General features: G+C 66.2%; 13 protein-coding genes and 1 pseudogene. 9 read left to right on the forward strand and 5 right to left on the reverse strand.

Going from position 1 to position 15,530, the window contains the following annotated elements; genetic code table 11:
* Positions 1-33 precede the first annotated feature (33 nt).
* The gene (locus tag X268_RS12530; protein ID WP_128925246.1) at positions 34-1,041 is read left to right on the forward strand and encodes an inorganic phosphate transporter; all 1,008 of its coding nucleotides are present in this window, start codon (positions 34-36) and stop codon (positions 1,039-1,041) included.
* Here the strand turns inward: X268_RS12530 and sugE are convergent.
* Positions 1,034-1,348 carry a quaternary ammonium compound efflux SMR transporter SugE gene (gene sugE, locus X268_RS12535; protein ID WP_128925247.1) on the reverse strand — a complete coding sequence of 105 codons (315 nt, stop codon included), beginning with the start codon at positions 1,346-1,348 and terminating at the stop codon, positions 1,034-1,036. The two genes, X268_RS12530 and sugE, sit on opposite strands and share 8 nt — an antisense overlap.
* Positions 1,349-1,506: 158 nt before the next feature.
* Between sugE and X268_RS12540 the strand changes: the two genes are divergently transcribed.
* The 8 genes from X268_RS12540 to X268_RS12575 all read left to right on the forward strand — a co-directional run bounded on the left by X268_RS12540 (position 1,507) and on the right by X268_RS12575 (position 10,390).
* Entirely contained in the window at positions 1,507-3,129 is a 1,623-nt protein-coding gene (locus X268_RS12540; protein ID WP_128925248.1) for a peptide chain release factor 3, read from the forward strand.
* 98 nt (positions 3,130-3,227) lie between these two features.
* Positions 3,228-3,806, forward strand: a complete 579-nt coding sequence (locus X268_RS12545; protein ID WP_164937688.1) for a hypothetical protein — start codon at positions 3,228-3,230, stop codon at positions 3,804-3,806.
* A 223-nt stretch (positions 3,807-4,029) separates the two neighbouring features.
* Positions 4,030-4,614, forward strand: coding sequence for an NnrU family protein (locus tag X268_RS12550; RefSeq protein ID WP_128925250.1), 585 nt, complete (start codon positions 4,030-4,032; stop codon positions 4,612-4,614).
* Positions 4,615-4,686: 72 nt separating this feature from the next.
* Positions 4,687-6,279, forward strand: a complete 1,593-nt coding sequence (locus X268_RS12555; RefSeq protein ID WP_128925251.1) for a class I adenylate-forming enzyme family protein — start codon at positions 4,687-4,689, stop codon at positions 6,277-6,279.
* A gap of 166 nt (positions 6,280-6,445) precedes the next feature.
* Entirely contained in the window at positions 6,446-7,099 is a 654-nt protein-coding gene (locus X268_RS12560; protein WP_128925252.1) for a tetratricopeptide repeat protein, read from the forward strand.
* A gap of 45 nt (positions 7,100-7,144) precedes the next feature.
* Complete coding sequence (locus tag X268_RS12565; RefSeq protein WP_128925253.1) at positions 7,145-7,696, forward strand: hypothetical protein; 552 nt, start codon at positions 7,145-7,147, stop codon at positions 7,694-7,696.
* A 49-nt stretch (positions 7,697-7,745) separates the two neighbouring features.
* Positions 7,746-9,128, forward strand: a complete 1,383-nt coding sequence (gene der / locus X268_RS12570; protein WP_128925254.1) for a ribosome biogenesis GTPase Der — start codon at positions 7,746-7,748, stop codon at positions 9,126-9,128.
* On the forward strand, positions 9,125-10,390 hold the full coding sequence (locus tag X268_RS12575) for a TCR/Tet family MFS transporter (RefSeq protein ID WP_128925255.1): 1,266 nt from the start codon (positions 9,125-9,127) through the stop codon (positions 10,388-10,390). The genes der and X268_RS12575 overlap by 4 nt, the downstream gene beginning before the upstream one ends.
* Positions 10,391-10,479: 89 nt before the next feature.
* On the opposite strand, the gene X268_RS12580 is transcribed toward X268_RS12575, so the two are convergent.
* The 4 genes and pseudogenes from X268_RS12580 to purF form a co-directional block, all read right to left on the reverse strand.
* Positions 10,480-11,706: an ABC transporter substrate-binding protein gene (locus X268_RS12580; protein WP_128925256.1), complete on the reverse strand. Its 1,227-nt coding sequence runs from the start codon at positions 11,704-11,706 to the stop codon at positions 10,480-10,482.
* Positions 11,707-11,876: 170 nt separating this feature from the next.
* A pseudogene (locus X268_RS12585) lies at positions 11,877-13,009 on the reverse strand (NHL repeat-containing protein).
* 91 nt (positions 13,010-13,100) lie between these two features.
* Positions 13,101-13,841 carry an SDR family NAD(P)-dependent oxidoreductase gene (locus X268_RS12590; RefSeq protein ID WP_128925257.1) on the reverse strand — a complete coding sequence of 247 codons (741 nt, stop codon included), beginning with the start codon at positions 13,839-13,841 and terminating at the stop codon, positions 13,101-13,103.
* Positions 13,842-13,978: 137 nt separating this feature from the next.
* A complete protein-coding gene (purF, locus tag X268_RS12595) occupies positions 13,979-15,502 on the reverse strand; it encodes an amidophosphoribosyltransferase (RefSeq protein ID WP_128925258.1) in 1,524 nt (507 codons plus the stop codon).
* Between the last annotated feature and the right edge of the window lie 28 nt (positions 15,503-15,530).

Below are 15,530 nucleotides of genomic sequence, written 5' to 3' on the forward strand. Positions count from 1 at the left end.
ATCATGCGCAAAGCTTAGAGCAGGGGCGCCGCCGTGGATGCTGCGTTGGGTCTTCCCGTCCTGGTCGGACTGATCGCTGTCGCGCTGCTGTTCGATTTTCTGAACGGCCTGCACGATGCCGCCAATTCGATCGCGACCATCGTCTCGACCCGCGTGTTGCGGCCGCAATTCGCGGTGTTCTGGGCTGCCTTCTTCAATTTCGTCGCCTTCATGGTGTTCGGGCTGCACGTTGCCCAGACCATCGGCACCGGGATCATCGATCCCTCGATCGTCGACGCCCAGGTGATCTTCGCCGCGCTGGTCGGAGCGATCGTCTGGAACCTGGTGACCTGGGCGCTCGGCATCCCGTCCTCGTCGTCGCACGCGCTGATCGGCGGGCTCGTCGGCGGCGGCATGGCCAAGGCAGGGATCTCGGCGGCGGTGTGGAGCGGATTGTCCAAGACGGTGCTGGCGATCGTGCTGTCGCCGCTGGTCGGCTTCCTGCTGGCGATGATGCTGGTGGCGATCGTGTCGTGGGCCTCGGTGCGCTCGACGCCGTTCGCGGTCGATCGTGCCTTCCGGATCCTGCAATTCGCCTCCGCCTCGCTTTATTCGCTCGGCCACGGCGGCAACGACGCGCAGAAGACCATGGGCATCATCGCGGTGCTGCTGTATTCACAGGGCCATCTCGGCAGCGACTTCTCGGTGCCGTTCTGGGTGGTGCTGTCGTGCCAGGCGGCCATGGCGATGGGCACCTTGATGGGCGGCTGGCGCATCGTCCGCACCATGGGCCTGCGGATCACGAAACTGACGCCGATGCAGGGCTTCTGCGCCGAGACGGGAGGGGCCGCGACCCTGTTCATGGCGACCTTCCTCGGGGTTCCCGTCTCGACCACGCACACCATTACCGGCGCCATCGTCGGCGTCGGGGCCGCCCGCCGCGTCTCGGCTGTGCGCTGGAACGTGGCGAGCTCGATCGTCTATGCCTGGGTGATCACGATCCCGGCCTCGGCCATCGTCGCGGCGCTGAGCTGGTGGGCGGTCAAGATCTTCGTCAAGTAACGAGCTTCAGCCCGACAATCCCGGCCACAATCAGCCCGATGCTGGCAAGGCGCAGGGCCGTGGCGGGCTCGCCGAACAGGACGATGCCGAGGGTGGCGGTGCCGACCGCACCGATCCCGGTCCAGACCGCATAGGCGGTTCCGACGGGCAGCGATTTGAGGGCGAGACCCAGCAGGATGACGCTGCCAGCCATCGCCGCAAGCGTGACGACCGACGGAACGAGCCTGGTGAAGCCCTCGGTGTATTTCAGGCCAATCGCCCAGGTGATCTCGAGAAGCCCGGCGACGAACAGGATGCTCCAGGCCATGACAACCCTCCGGATCAAGGCAGGGTCGTCCCCGCGAACGAGATGCTGAGAAACAGGGAGGCCGTCCTCCCCGGGGCCGATATGGGGCTGGCCGGGAGGCCCTGCAATCACCAAATCAGGCTTGATCAGGCCCAGTTTCCCTGCCAAACGCTCCCGCCATGTCCGACATCGCCACCACCACAGCCGAATCGCCGGCCCGTTCCCCGCTTGCCGCTGAAGTGGCGCGGCGGCGCACCTTTGCGATCATCTCCCATCCCGACGCCGGCAAGACCACGCTGACCGAGAAGCTGCTGCTGTTCGGCGGCGCCATTAACCTCGCCGGCCAGGTCAAGGCCAAGGGCGAGCGGCGCAACACGCGTTCGGACTGGATGAAGATCGAGCGCGAGCGCGGCATCTCGGTCGTGACCTCGGTGATGACCTTCGAGTTCGAGGGCCTCGTCTTCAACCTGCTGGACACGCCTGGCCACGAGGACTTTTCGGAAGATACTTATCGGACGCTGACGGCGGTCGATTCCGCCGTGATGGTGATCGACGCCGCCAAGGGCATCGAGGCGCGCACCCGAAAGCTGTTCGAGGTGTGCCGCCTGCGCGACATCCCGATCATCACCTTCATCAACAAGATGGATCGCGAGAGCCGCGATGTGTTCGAGCTGCTCGACGAGATCGAGAAGACGCTGGCACTCGACACCACGCCGATGACCTGGCCGGTCGGGCGCGGCCGCGACTTCCTCGGCACCTATGACGTCGTCAACGGCGGCGTGCGCCTGCTCGAAGGCGGCGGCGCCAAGACCGGCGCGGCGCAGCAGATCGCGATCGAGGAGCTGGCCAAGCTCAATGCCAATCTCGACGTCGCTGCCGTGAAGGACGAGCTCGAGCTCGTCACCGAGGCCTCGAAGCCGTTCGAGCTCGAGGCGTTCCGCGAGGGGCATCTGACGCCGGTCTATTTCGGCAGCGCGCTGCGCAATTTCGGCGTCGGCGACCTCCTCGAAGGTCTCGGCAAGTTCGCGCCCGAGCCGCGCGCACAGGACAGCGACCAGCGCAAGGTCGAGGCCACCGATCCGCGCATGAGCGCCTTCGTGTTCAAGATCCAGGCCAACATGGATCCGAACCACCGCGACCGCATCGCGTTCGCGCGCCTGTGCTCGGGCAAGCTCAGCCGCGGCATGAAAGCCAAGCTCGTGCGCACCGGCAAGAGCATGCCACTGTCGAGCCCGCAATTCTTCTTCGCGCAGGATCGTTCGGTCGCGGACGAAGCCTTCGCCGGTGACGTCGTCGGCATTCCCAATCACGGCACGCTGCGCATCGGCGACACCTTGACCGAGGGCGAGGATTTCAACTTCGTCGGCGTGCCGAGCTTCGCGCCGGAAATCGTTCGCCGCGTGCGTCTGACCGACGCGATGAAGGCGAAGAAGCTGAAGGAAGCGCTGCAACAGATGTCGGAAGAGGGCGTCGTGCAGGTGTTCCGCCCGCGCGACGGTGCGCCGGCGCTGGTCGGCGTGGTCGGCGCGCTCCAGCTCGACGTCTTGAAGGCGCGGCTGGAGGCGGAATATTCGCTGCCGGTCGAGTTCGAGGTCAGCGAGTTCCAGCTGGCGCGCTGGGTCTCCTCGGAGGATCGCAAGAAGCTCGACACCTTCATCGCCGCCAACACCTCCAGCATCGCCGACGACGTCGACGGCGATCCCGTCTATCTCGCCCGGAACGAGTTCTATCTCGGCTACACCAAAGAGCGCGCCGAGGGCATCGAGTTCACCAACGTAAAGGACGTCAAGAAGAAGGGGTAGGGTGCAACACCCTGTCGCGCGCGAGCATGTGAATGCGCGCGGGGTTGACGCCTTCATGGGCAATGCCACTTCTTCTCGTGGCATTGCGAGCTCATTCCATGTGGCGCGGCATCCTTGTTCTTCTCTTGCTGACGATCTCGATCGCCACCGCGGACGCGCAGCGCCGCCAGATCAATCCGATCCCGTTTGCGCACGAGCCGTGCAGCGTGCTCGATGGCCGACCCTGCACACCGTCCTATTGCAGCCCGCTCGAGCCCGGCCCCTGCATTCCCGAGCTTGATTATCCTTACGGGCAAAATCTCCAGCTCACCATCCAGAGCGTTCCATCGGAAGCCGACCGCGCCAAGTATCAGAGGCCCGATCACGATCTCGACACCATCGGCGATCTCTTCGCCGAGCTGCGCAGCTGCTGGTCGCCGCCATCGGACAATACGCGCGCGGGCATGCAGATGGCGGTGCGCTTCAGCTTCAACAAGGCCGGCGGCCTGATCGGCCCGCCGCGATTGACCTTTGCGACAGCGGGCGTGCCGGCGGATATCCGCACCAGCTACCTCAATGCGATCAATTCATCGTTGAAGGCCTGTCTGCCGCTGAAATTCACGGGCGGCCTCGGCGGCGCCCTGGCGGGGCGGCCGATCGCGATCCGCTACGTCGACAATCGCGAGCTCGGAAAATAGCTCTATCCCCTCATCCCTTGCGCAACAGCGAAGCCGTTGTCGCAGGGAGCGCGTTCGTCATGCGCGTCTCGACGGATGAAAGGCCCCCGCTGATGCCGCCTCCAGGCCTGCATGGTTCGAGACGCGCGCAAGGGCGCGTGCCTCACCATGAGGAGGGAGAGTTGCGACCGGCGGCCAATCGATGATACCTCAGAGCCGGGGGCTGCTTTGCGGGGAGGATGTCGTGGGTCTGCTGGTCATGATCCTGGGGCTGGTGCTGTTTTTCGCAGCCCATGTTTTCACAACCAAACGAGACGCGCGCGCGCAGGCGATCGCGAGGCTGGGCGAGGGCACCTACAAGATCCTCTACGCGCTGGTCTCGTTCGCGGGGCTCGCGTTGATCATCTGGGGCTTTGCTCATTACCGCAGCTCCGGCTGGATCGACGTGTGGTATCCGCCCAAGGCGCTGAAGCACATCACGGTCGCCTTGATGCTGCCCGCGGTGATCTTGGTGGTCGCCTCGTATTTGCGCGGCCGCATTTACGCGACGCTGAAGCATCCGATGCTGGCCGGTATCAAGCTGTGGGCTGCGGCGCATCTCTTGGCCAACGGCGATCTCGGCTCCATCATCCTGTTCGGCTCGTTCCTGGGCTGGGCGGTCTACGACCGCATCTCGCTGAAGCATCGCACCGACGCCGGCGCCCCGCCGATTCCGGTCGGCGGCGTCACCAATGACCTGATCGCAGTCGCAGTCGGCGTCGTTGCCTATCTCGCGCTGGCCTTTGCGTTCCATCCTGTTGTGATCGGTGTTCCCGTGGTGGGTGTCTAGCCAATCAGCGCAAGACGAGTTCGCGTAACCGTGCGGGGAAGATACCAAGAGCAACAAGCCGAGGGCATCCCGATGGACTGGTCGCAATCTCAGATCCCGCCGATGCGGCTCGAGGCGCGGTTTGGCGATCGGGTGGTGCCGGCGTTCGCGGACCGGCCTGCGAGCCTGTGGGCGATGATCGCGAACGCCTGCGGCCACAATGCCGATGGCGAAGCGCTGATTGCAGGCAATGTCCGGCTGAGCTGGCGGCAGGCGGTGGAGCAGGCGAGGCGGCTCGCCGCAGGGTTTCGCAAGCTCGGCCTGCAGCGCGGCGATCGCGTCGCGATCCTGCTCGGCAACCGCATCGAATTTCCGCTGCTGCTGTTTGCCGCCGCACATGAGGGGCTCGTCACGGTGCTGCTCGGCACGCGCCAGCAGAAGCCGGAGATCGCCTATGTGCTCGCCGATTGCGGCGCTAAGATCCTGATCCACGAAGCCGCGCTCGCCGAGCGGCTGCCCGATGCGCAGGATGTGCCTGATGTGATCCACCGCATCGCCGTCGACGACGATCCGGCTCTGTCGCGTTTCGCAGTGCTCGCCGACAACCCGCCGGCTGTGGCGCCCGTCGACGTGAGCGAAGAGGACACCGCGATGATCCTCTACACCTCCGGCACCACGGGCAAGCCGAAGGGCGCGATGCTGGCCCATTGCAACATCGTCCATTCCTCGATGGTGTTCGTGTCCTGCCTGCAATTGACGCAAACCGATCGCTCGATCGCAGCGGTGCCGCTCGGCCATGTCACCGGCGTCGTCGCCAACATCACCACCATGATCCGCTGCGGCGGCGCGCTGATCATCATGCCCGAGTTCAAGGCCGCCGATTACCTCAAGCTCGCCGCGCGCGAGCGCGTGACCTACACCGTGATGGTGCCGGCGATGTACAATCTCTGCCTGCTCCAGCCCGATTTCGACGGCTACGATCTGTCGAGCTGGCGCATCGGCGGCTTCGGTGGCGCGCCGATGCCGGTTGCCACGATCGAGAAGCTCAAGGCGAAGATTCCGGGCCTGAAGCTGATGAACTGCTACGGCGCGACCGAGACGACGTCGCCCTCGACGATCATGCCGGGCGAGCTGACCGAGAGCCATATCGACAGCGTCGGCCTGCCCTGTCCCGGCGCGCGCATCGTCGCGATGGGAGCGGACGGACGCGAGCTGCCCCATGGCGAGATCGGCGAGCTCTGGATCCAGAGCGCCTCCGTCATCAAGGGCTACTGGAACAACCCGAAGGCCACCGCCGAAAGCTTCACGGGCGGATTCTGGCGCTCGGGCGATCTCGGCTCGGTCGATGCGGAAGGGGTCGTTCGGGTGTTCGACCGGCAAAAGGACATGATCAATCGCGGCGGCCTGAAGATCTATTCGGCCGAGGTCGAATCCGTGCTGGCCGGCCATCCCGCCGTGGTCGAGAGCGCGATCATCGCCAGGGCCTGCCCGGTGCTGGGCGAGCGCGTCCACGCCGTGGTGGTGACGCGACAGCCGGTAGCGGATACGGACCTGCGCGCCTGGTGCGCCGAGCGGCTGTCCGACTACAAGGTTCCCGAAACCATCGCGATCACGGCAGACCCGCTGCCGCGCAACGCCAACGGCAAGGTGCTGAAGCGGCAGCTGCGGGAGCTCCTTGGCGCTTGAAGCAGGGCGGGGGTATCCGGGCTGTCCCGGGTGGTTAACGCCTTGATCGGGCTCGCTTTGCCTTGCCACCGCCATATCGTTAGGGTACCTCGCCGCCACACGGGGACGGGATTCCTGACGCGGACGCATTGGCGCGCGCACCCGGACGGGCATGGGATTAGCATAAGTGTCTGAATTATTTGACGAAGTCGACGAGGAAGTACGTCGCGAACAGCTCAAGAAGCTGTGGGACAGATATTCGATCTACTTCATCGCTCTGATGGTGCTGATTGTGGCCGCCGTCGGTGGCTGGCGCGCCTACCAATATTTCGAGGCCCAGAAGGCCGCCGCGGCCGGCGCCGCGTTCGAGAAGGCCGTCGAGCTGTCCGAGCAGGACAAGCACGCCGAGGCCGAGGCTGCCTTCACCGAGCTCGCCGCCAAGGCGCCGTCGGGCTATCGCACGCTGGCGCGGCTCCGCGCCGCAGCCGAGGCCGCCAGCCGTGATCCCAAGGCCGCCGCGAAGATGTATGACGACCTCGTTGCCGACCGCAGCGTCGGCGGCGAGTGGCAGGATCTGGCCAAGATCCGCGCCGCCGGCCTCGTGCTCGACAGCGCCAGCTATGCCGACATGCAGCAGCGGCTGGAGCCTTCCGCCGCGCCCAAATCGACCTTCCGCCACACCGCCCGCGAGATGCTGGCGCTGTCGGCATGGCGCAACAACGACATGACCGCGGCCCGCAAATGGCTCGACGCGATCGCCGAGGACGGCGAAACGCCGCCCGGCCTGCGCTCGCGCGCCGAGGCGCTCCAGGCCCTGTTGCCGCCCGTCGCCAAGAGCTGAGCAAGAACAGCTGACGACGGCCCTCTGACGCAGACGAGACACAAGATGCGCCGCACGCCACGCTTGATCGCAGCCGCCGTCCTGATCGCCTTCACGGGCGCTCTGGGCGGCTGCTCCAGCTTCGATCCGAGCGACATGCTCGACTTCCTCGACACCAAGAAGAAGCTGCGGGGTGACCGCAAGCCGGTCTTCCCGGAGGGTGTGCCGGGCCTCGAGCAAGGCGTTCCGAAGGAGCTGTACAAGGGCGCGCAGCAACAGCCCGATCCGAACGCGCCTGCGGTGGCGGCTTTGCCTGCGGAGCCGCCGCCCGAGCCGGCCAAGCCGGCGAAGGGCGCCAAGGCGAAGCACACCAAGCCGCCGGCCGCCGCAGCCGTCGCGCCGGCCGAGGCGCCCGCCGGCGAGGTCGACGGCGAGGCCCAGCCGGAGGCGGCCCCGCCCACGGCCGCTCCGCCGCCCAAGCACAAGATCGTCCGCAAGCGCACCACCGCGCCGCCGCCGGATCAGCCGGTCCAGCAGGCGCAACCCGCCCAGGCCACGCAGCAGCAATCGCAGAGCGCCTTCCCGGCGCCGCTGCCGAGCGGCAGCTTCTCGCGCTAATTCTTTCCTTTGATTGACAGGCGCAGCCCCGGCAGCGCACGAATGACCGATGTCCTTCACGATCGCCATCATCGGCCGGCCCAATGTCGGCAAATCGACGCTGTTCAACCGCCTGGTGGGACAGAAGCTCGCGCTCGTCGATGATCTGCCGGGCGTCACCCGCGACCGCCGCGAGGGCGAGGCCAGGCTCGGCGACCTCCACTTCACCATCATCGATACCGCCGGCCTCGACGAGGGCGCCAAGGGCTCCCTGACCGCGCGCATGCAGGAGCAGACCGAGACCGCGATCGCGCAGGCCGATGCCCTGTTCTTCGTCATCGATGCCCGCGTCGGCCTCACGCCCACCGATCGTGCTTTCGCCGATTTCGCGCGCAAGGCCGACAAGCCGGTGCTGCTGGTCGCCAACAAGAGCGAGGGCAAGCACGGTGATGCCGGCGCGATGGAAGCGTTCGCGCTCGGCCTCGGCGATCCCATCCAGATCTCCGCCGAGCACGGCGAGGGCATGGGCGAGCTCTACGACGCGCTCGCCAAGCTGATGCCGGAGCCGATCGACGAAGACGAGATCGAGGACGACGAGCCGCTCTCCGAGGAAGAGGCCGCGACGCGCCCGATCCGGGTCGCCATCGTCGGCCGGCCCAATGCCGGCAAGTCGACGCTGATCAACCATCTGCTCGGCGAAGAGCGTCTGCTGACGAGCCCGGAGGCCGGCACCACGCGCGATTCCATCGCGGTCGAGATCAACTGGAAGGGTCGCGATTTTCGCGTGTTCGACACCGCAGGCCTGCGCCGGCGCTCGCGCATCGAGGAGAAGCTGGAGAAGCTCTCGGTTGCGGACGCACTGCGTGCGGTGCGCTTTGCCGAAGTCGTCGTGTTGATGATGGACACGCAGAACCGCTTCGAGGAGCAGGATCTGCGCATCGCCGATCTGATCGAGCGCGAGGGCCGCGCGATCGTGCTCGCCGTCAACAAATGGGACCTGATGGAGACCAAGGGCGGCGGCGCGATCTCGGGTCTGCGCCGCGATGCCGATCATTGGCTGCCGCAGGTCAAGGGCGTGCCGATCGTCGCCGTCTCCGGCCTGATGGGCGAGGGCATCGACCGCCTGATGCAGGCGATCCAGGACGCCTATGCGGTCTGGAACAGGCGCGTGCCGACCTCGGCGCTCAATCGCTGGTTCGAGCAGGCGATCCAGGCCAATCCGCCGCCTGCGGTGTCCGGCCGCAGGCTGAAGCTGAACTACATCACGCAGAACAAGGCGCGCCCGCCGAGCTTCGTGCTGTTCTGCTCGCGTGCGGACGCGGTGCCGCAGTCCTACCTGCGCTACCTCACCAACTCCATGCGCGAGACCTTCGATCTGCCGGGCACGCCGGTGCGCATCACCTTGCGCGAGAAGGCCAATCCGTTCGCGCACAAGCGCAAGCGCCCGTCGTGAGCGACGGCGCCGGCGCGACGACGCTGCAAGGCGCCGCAAGGGGCCGGCGCGGCGCGGTCGCTTTCATCTTCGTCACCATCCTGCTCGACATGCTCGCGCTCGGCGTGATCATGCCGATCCTGCCGAAGCTGATCGAAAGCTTCGTCGACAACGACACCGCGCATGCGGCGCGCATCTTCGGCCTGTTCGGCACCGCCTGGGCCTTGATGCAATTCGTGTTCTCGCCGCTGCTCGGCGCGCTGTCCGATCGGTTCGGGCGGCGTCCTGTCGTGCTGCTGTCGAATTTCGGCCTTGCCGCCGACTACGTGCTGATGGCGCTCGCGCCGTCGCTGGTCTGGCTGTTCGTCGGCCGCGTCATCTCGGGCATCACCTCGGCGAGCATCTCGACCGCCTTTGCCTACATCGCCGACGTCACGCCGCCGGAACGGCGCGCGGCGATCTTCGGCAGGATTGGAGCCGCCTTCGGCGCCGGCTTCGTGCTCGGCCCGGCGCTCGGCGGCCTGCTCGGCGACATCGATCCGCGCCTGCCGTTCTGGGCCTCGGCGGCGTTGAGCCTTGCCAACGCACTCTATGGGCTGTTCGTTCTGCCGGAATCGTTGGCGCCCGACAGGCGCGCGCCGTTTCGCTGGCGAACTGCCAATCCTCTCGGGGCGCTGCGCCTGCTGCGCTCCAACGCGACGCTTGCGGCATTGTCGGTCGTCAATTTCATTGCGCAGGTCGCGCATGTCGTGCTGCCCTCGACCTTCGTGCTGTATGCGACCTATCGCTATGGCTGGGATTCCAAGACCGTGGGGCTGACGCTGGCGATGGTCGGCATCTGCGCCATGGTAGTGCAGGGGCTCGCGATCGGCCCGATCGTGCGCATGCTCGGCGAACCCAAGGCTCTGTTGCTCGGGCTGTGCTGTGGCGCGGTCGGCTTCGTGGTCCTCGGCGCTGCGCCGACCGGACCACTGTCCTGGATCGGAATTCCCATTCTGGCGCTGTGGGGCATCTCGGGCGCCGCGTCGCAGGCGTTGATGACGCGGCTCGTCGCGCCCGATCAGCAGGGCCAATTGCAAGGCGCGACCGCGAGCGTGCAGAGCGTGTCGCAGCTGGTCGGTCCGTTCCTGTTCACGCTGACGTTCTCGTATTTCATCGGCGGCAACGCGCCGCTGCATCTGCCCGGCGCGCCGTTCCTGCTGGCGGCGGTGTTGATGATGGTGTGCGTCGCGATCGCGGTGCGGTCGCTGGGCGGTCACCGTCATTCCGGGCTGGTGCGCTAGCACCAGACCCGGAATCTCGAGATCCTCAGGTGCGCAATTGCGCACCATAGTTCGATGCGTCGCATCGCCCCGGAATGACTGCTACGCGGTCACTTCTTCACCAGCGGACAATCGCTGTCCTTGAGCGGCTTGGCCGCGTCCTCCGGCGCGATGGTGGCGACCAGCTTGTAATAGTCCCAGGGGCCCTTCGACTCCTCGGGCTTCTTTACCTCGAACAGATAGGCCGGGATGAGGCGGCGTCCGTCCTGCCGCAGCGGTCCGTTGCCGAACAGCGGATCGTCGGTCGGCAGCTCCTTCATCTTGGCAACGACCTTGGCGCCGTCATGGGGATTGCTCCCGAGCGCTTCCATCGCCTTGAGATAATGCAGCACCATCGCGTAATTGCCGGCCTGGGTCATCGAGGGCATCGCGTTCTTGCTGGCGAGCTGCGAGAAGCGCTTGGACCATTCGCGGGTCTTGTCGTTCAGGTCCCAGTAGAACGATTCGGTGAAGGTCAGGCCCTGCGCGGTCTTGAGGCCCAGCGAGTGCACGTCGTTGATGAACAGCAGCAGCGCGGCGAGCTTCTGGCCACCTTGGACGATGCCGAACTCGGCGGCCTGCTTGATGGCGTTGGTGGTGTCGCCGCCGGCATTGGCGAGGCCGATGATCTTGGCTTTCGACGATTGCGCCTGAAGCAGGAAGGAGGAGAAGTCGGCGGTGTTGAGCGGGTGCTTGACGCCACCGAGCAGCTTGCCCCCGTTGGCGGTGACCACGGCGCTGGTGTCGCGCTCCAGGGCGTGACCGAACGCGTAGTCGGCGGTGAGGAAGAACCAGCTGTCGCCGCCGGCCTTGGTCAGCGCCTTGCCGGTGCCGTTGGCCAGCATGTAGGTGTCGTAGGTATAGGAGATGGTGTTGGGTGTGCAGGCCTTGCCGGTGAGGTCTGCGGTGGCCGCGCCCGAATTGAGCAGCACCGCGTTCTTCTCCTTGACGAGATTGCTCACCGCGAGCGCCACGCCCGAGCTCGGCGTGTCTGCGATCGCGTCGACCTTGTCGTTGTCGATCCACTGCCGGGCGATGTTGACGCCGACGTCAGGCTTGTTCTGGTGATCGCCGCTCAGAACCTCGATCTTCCAGCCCTTCTTGAGCAGGCCGGAATCCTCGACCGCCATCTTGATCGCGACCACGGAGTTCGGGCCGCCGATGTCGGCATAGAGGCTCGACATGTCGTTGAGCACGCCGATCTTGACGGTCTTGTCCTGGGCAAAGGCGGATGTGGCAAAACCGAAGGCGGCACAGGCCAGAAGGGCCGCGGAGCGGCGCGCGAACGTCGTCGTCATAAAAGGTTTCCTCCATTGTCAAATATGCGGACGGCTCTCTTGGATGGAGCCTTTGTTCCGGCTGATGGCTCTAGCCTGTCCCACGGCCGGCGGCAATGCGCCTAAAGCCGGATGACGCTGCGTCGTAGCGTCATCCATCGGTTAACTTTTGGGCAAAATGCGTTGAGACGCTATTTGAGCGCGTCCGACGTCAGCTTGAATTTCTGGATGCGCTTTCCGGTATCGACCTCGGCGGTATAGACGTTACCCCGGGGGTCGATCGCCATGGCGTGCACCCAGTGGAATTGACCGGCGTTGCGGCCGCTGTGGCCGAAGCTGCCGACCACGCTGCCGTCCTGATCTCGTTGTTCTCGCCGTCGGCGCTGAGCAGATAGGTCTGCTTCGGATCGGGCCAGATCGCGATGTCCCACACCGCGCCGTTGCCGAGCGTATTCTTCTCGAAGAAGAACTCCTTCACGAAGCTGCCGTCCTTCTTGAACACCTGGATGCGGTTGTTGATGCGGTCGCAGACGTAGACGAGGCCGTCATTGGCGAGCTTCACGCAGTGGACCGGGTTGCCGAACTGCTGCGCAACCGGCGCCTTGGGATCGTAGGGCGCCTGCTTGGCGTCGTCGGGCTTGTTGCCGTAGGCGCCCCAGTGCCGCTTGTAGGCGAGCGTTGTCGCGTCGAACACGATGACGCGGCGGTTGCCGTAGCCGTCGGCGACGTAGATCTCGTTGGCCTCCTTGTCGAGCGCGGTTTCGGCGGGCTTGCCGAGCTGGGTGGTGTCGTTGCTGCCGAGGCTCGGCGCGATCTTGCCGATCTGGGCGACGAACTTGCCGTCGAGTGTGAATTTCAGGATCGCGTTGTCGTTGTCGGCGTTGCCGCCGATCCAGACGAAGCCGCGTTCGTCGACCTCGATCCCGTGCTCCCGACCGACCCATTCATAGCCCTGGCCCGGGCCGCCCCAGGAGCGCAGCAGATTGCCGTCGACGTCGAATTCGAGCACGGGCGGCGCCGACACGCAGCATTTCGAGCGCGGTGGATTGAGGCTCGCGCCCTTCTCGTCGTCGGTGAGCGAGCGCGGGCGATGGATCACCCAGATATGGCCCTGCCAGTCGACCGTGATGCCGCCGACCTGGCCGAGGATCCAGTTGTTCGGCAACTGCTTCGGCCAGGAGGGATCGACCGCGAAGGTCGGGACGTCGCCGGCTCGTGCCAAACCCGGAAGCACGACAGCGCTGGCGGCGATCAGGATGGCGAGGGCGTGAGAGACATTTGCGAGCGCACGCGCAAAGCCTGCGCGATCATGCCATGGCGCCATGGCGACCTCCCTTTTTTGGCTCGCGGCTTGCTGCCGCTTAAGCGCGGGCAGTCAATCGCGGGGAGGCAGGCAAGTCAATCAGGCAAGGAAATTACGCAGGTGCGCGGAAGCTCATCAGCGTGCGGGTCTTGTAGTCGTAGAATTTGCCGGTCTCGGTCCAGCCGGGCGCGCACATCGGCACGATGAATTCGGCGACCTGCTCAGGCGTGTCGAGCGTCGCCGGATCCTCGCCCGGCATCAGCGTGGCGCGCATGCGGGTGCGGACCGGGCCGGGATTGAACAGGTTGACGCGCAGCTTCGTGTTCGCGGTCTCCTGCGCCCAGGCGCGGGCCAGCGTCTCCAGCGCGGCCTTCGAGGCGGCGTAGGGACTGACATAGGCGGTCGCCTTGTTGGCGGCGCCCGAGGTGATGAACACGGCGCGACCGGCGTCGGACTGCTTCAGCAGCGGCTCCATGCAGCGGATCAGCTGGAAGTTGGCGGAGACGTTGACGGCCATCACGTCGGTGAAGGTCTTCAGCTCGATATGACCGATCGGCGAGGAGGGGCCGAGCACGCCGGCATTGCCGACCAGGATGTCGAGCTTGCCGTAGCGCTCGTGCAGGCCGGCGCCCAGACGCGCGATGCCGTCGGAATCGGTGAGGTTGAGCGGCACCAGCGTGGCGCTGCCGCCGTCCTTGCGGATCTCGTCGTCGAGCTCTTCCAGCCCGCCTTGCGTCCGCGCCGTCGCCACAATATGCGCGCCGGCCTTGGCGAGCGCGATTGCGGTGGCATAGCCGATGCCACGCGAGGCGCCGGTGACGAGAGCGATACGGTCAGCGAGGGGCTTTGTCATGGCGGGGGTTTACAGCGGTGGATGGCCGGGACAAGCCCCAACGACTGTCATTCCGGGGCGATGCGCAGCATCGAACCCGGAATCTCGAGATCCCGGGCTCGCTCCTGGCGGACCGCCCCGGGATGACGGCTACGCCGTCAGCTCGCCTCCGCCAGCAGCGACAGCTGCCGCGGCTGCGGCTCGGTCTGGGTCTGGTCGGTGAGGTGGGTCGGATAGGCGCCGGTGAAGCAGTGATCCGAGAACTTCGGATTGGCGGGATCGCGGCCGGGCTCGCCCATGGCGCGGGACATGCCGTCGATCGACAGGAAGGCGAGCGAGTCGGCGCCGATGATCTCGCGCATCTCCTCCAGCGAATGCGTCGCGGCCAGGAGGCCGCCGCGATCGGGCAGGTCGATGCCGTAATAATCGGGATACAGGATCGGGGGCGAGGCGAGGCGGAAATGCACTTCCTTGGCGCCCGCATCGCGCATCATGCGCACGATCTTCTTCGAGGTGGTGCCGCGCACCAGCGAGTCGTCGATCAGGATGATGCGCTTGCCTTCGATCGCGGCGCGGTTGGCCGAGTGCTTCATGCGCACGCCGGATTCGCGGATCGCCTGCGTCGGCTGGATGAAGGTGCGGCCGACATAATGGTTGCGGATGATGCCGAGCTCGAACGGTACGCCGGAATGCTGGCTGTAGCCGACCGCGGCCGGCACGCCGGAATCCGGCACCGGCACGACGACGTCGATCGGCACGTGGCTCTCGCGCGCGAGCTGGGCGCCGAAGGCCTTGCGGACCTCGTAGACCGAGCGGCCGTGGACGATGGAATCCGGCCGCGAGAAGTAGATGTATTCGAAGATGCAGGGGCGCGGCGCCATCGGCGGGAAGGGCTTGTGGATGTCCTGGCCGTTCTCGTCGAACACGATGACTTCGCCGGGCTCGATGTCGCGCACGAAGCGCGCGCCGATGATGTCGAGGGCGCAGGTCTCGGAGGTCAGGATCGGGCAGCCGTCGAGCTCGCCGAGCACCAGCGGGCGGATGCCGCGCGGATCGCGCGCGCCGACCAGCTTCTTGTTGGTCAGCGAGACCAGCGCATAGGCGCCTTCGATCTCGCGCAGCGCGTCGATATAGCGCTCGATGAAACGCGCGCGCTTGGAGCGTGCGACCAGGTGCAGGATCACCTCGGTGTCGGTCGTCGACTGCATCATCGCGCCGCTCTTCACGAGCTCGCGGCGCAGCGTCAGGCCGTTGGTGAGGTTGCCGTTGTGGGCGACCGCGAGGCCGCCGGCATTGAGCTCGGCGAACAGCGGCTGCACGTTGCGCAGGATGGTGGCGCCGGTGGTGGAATAGCGGACATGGCCGACGGCCATGTTGCCGGGCAGGCGGTCGATCACCTCGCGGCGGGAGAAGGTGTCGCCGACGAGGCCGAGCCGGCGCTCACTGTGAAAACGGCTGCCGTCGTAGGAGACGATGCCGGCGGCTTCCTGGCCGCGGTGCTGAAGCGCGTGCAGGCCGAGCGCGGTGATCGCAGCGGCATCGGGGTGGCCGTAGATGCCGAAGACGCCGCATTCCTCGCGCAGCGTATCCCCCTCCAGATCGTCCTGAACCTCCAGCGCGGCCGGACCTGGACCGGCGTTTGGATCGAGATCAAATTGGGCGTCCTGGTCAGGGTGTCGCATCTCGTCCGCGCCTCTCTTTAGGGCTTAA

This window comes from Bradyrhizobium guangxiense (genome assembly GCF_004114915.1).
Lineage (GTDB): Bacteria > Pseudomonadota > Alphaproteobacteria > Rhizobiales > Xanthobacteraceae > Bradyrhizobium > Bradyrhizobium guangxiense.

What these genes read in the sequence shown, in the direction of transcription:
- sugE (WP_128925247.1), bottom strand. Translation starts at nt 1,348, where the DNA reads ATGGCCTGGAGCATCCTGTTCGTCGCCGGGCTTCTCGAGATCACCTGG.
- X268_RS12540 (WP_128925248.1), top strand. Translation starts at nt 1,507, where the DNA reads ATGTCCGACATCGCCACCACCACAGCCGAATCGCCGGCCCGTTCCCCG.
- X268_RS12545 (WP_164937688.1), top strand. Translation starts at nt 3,228, where the DNA reads ATGTGGCGCGGCATCCTTGTTCTTCTCTTGCTGACGATCTCGATCGCC.
- X268_RS12555 (WP_128925251.1), top strand. Translation starts at nt 4,687, where the DNA reads ATGGACTGGTCGCAATCTCAGATCCCGCCGATGCGGCTCGAGGCGCGG.
- X268_RS12565 (WP_128925253.1), top strand. Translation starts at nt 7,145, where the DNA reads ATGCGCCGCACGCCACGCTTGATCGCAGCCGCCGTCCTGATCGCCTTC.
- der (WP_128925254.1), top strand. Translation starts at nt 7,746, where the DNA reads ATGTCCTTCACGATCGCCATCATCGGCCGGCCCAATGTCGGCAAATCG.
- X268_RS12580 (WP_128925256.1), bottom strand. Translation starts at nt 11,706, where the DNA reads ATGACGACGACGTTCGCGCGCCGCTCCGCGGCCCTTCTGGCCTGTGCC.
- X268_RS12590 (WP_128925257.1), bottom strand. Translation starts at nt 13,841, where the DNA reads ATGACAAAGCCCCTCGCTGACCGTATCGCTCTCGTCACCGGCGCCTCG.
- purF (WP_128925258.1), bottom strand. Translation starts at nt 15,502, where the DNA reads ATGCGACACCCTGACCAGGACGCCCAATTTGATCTCGATCCAAACGCC.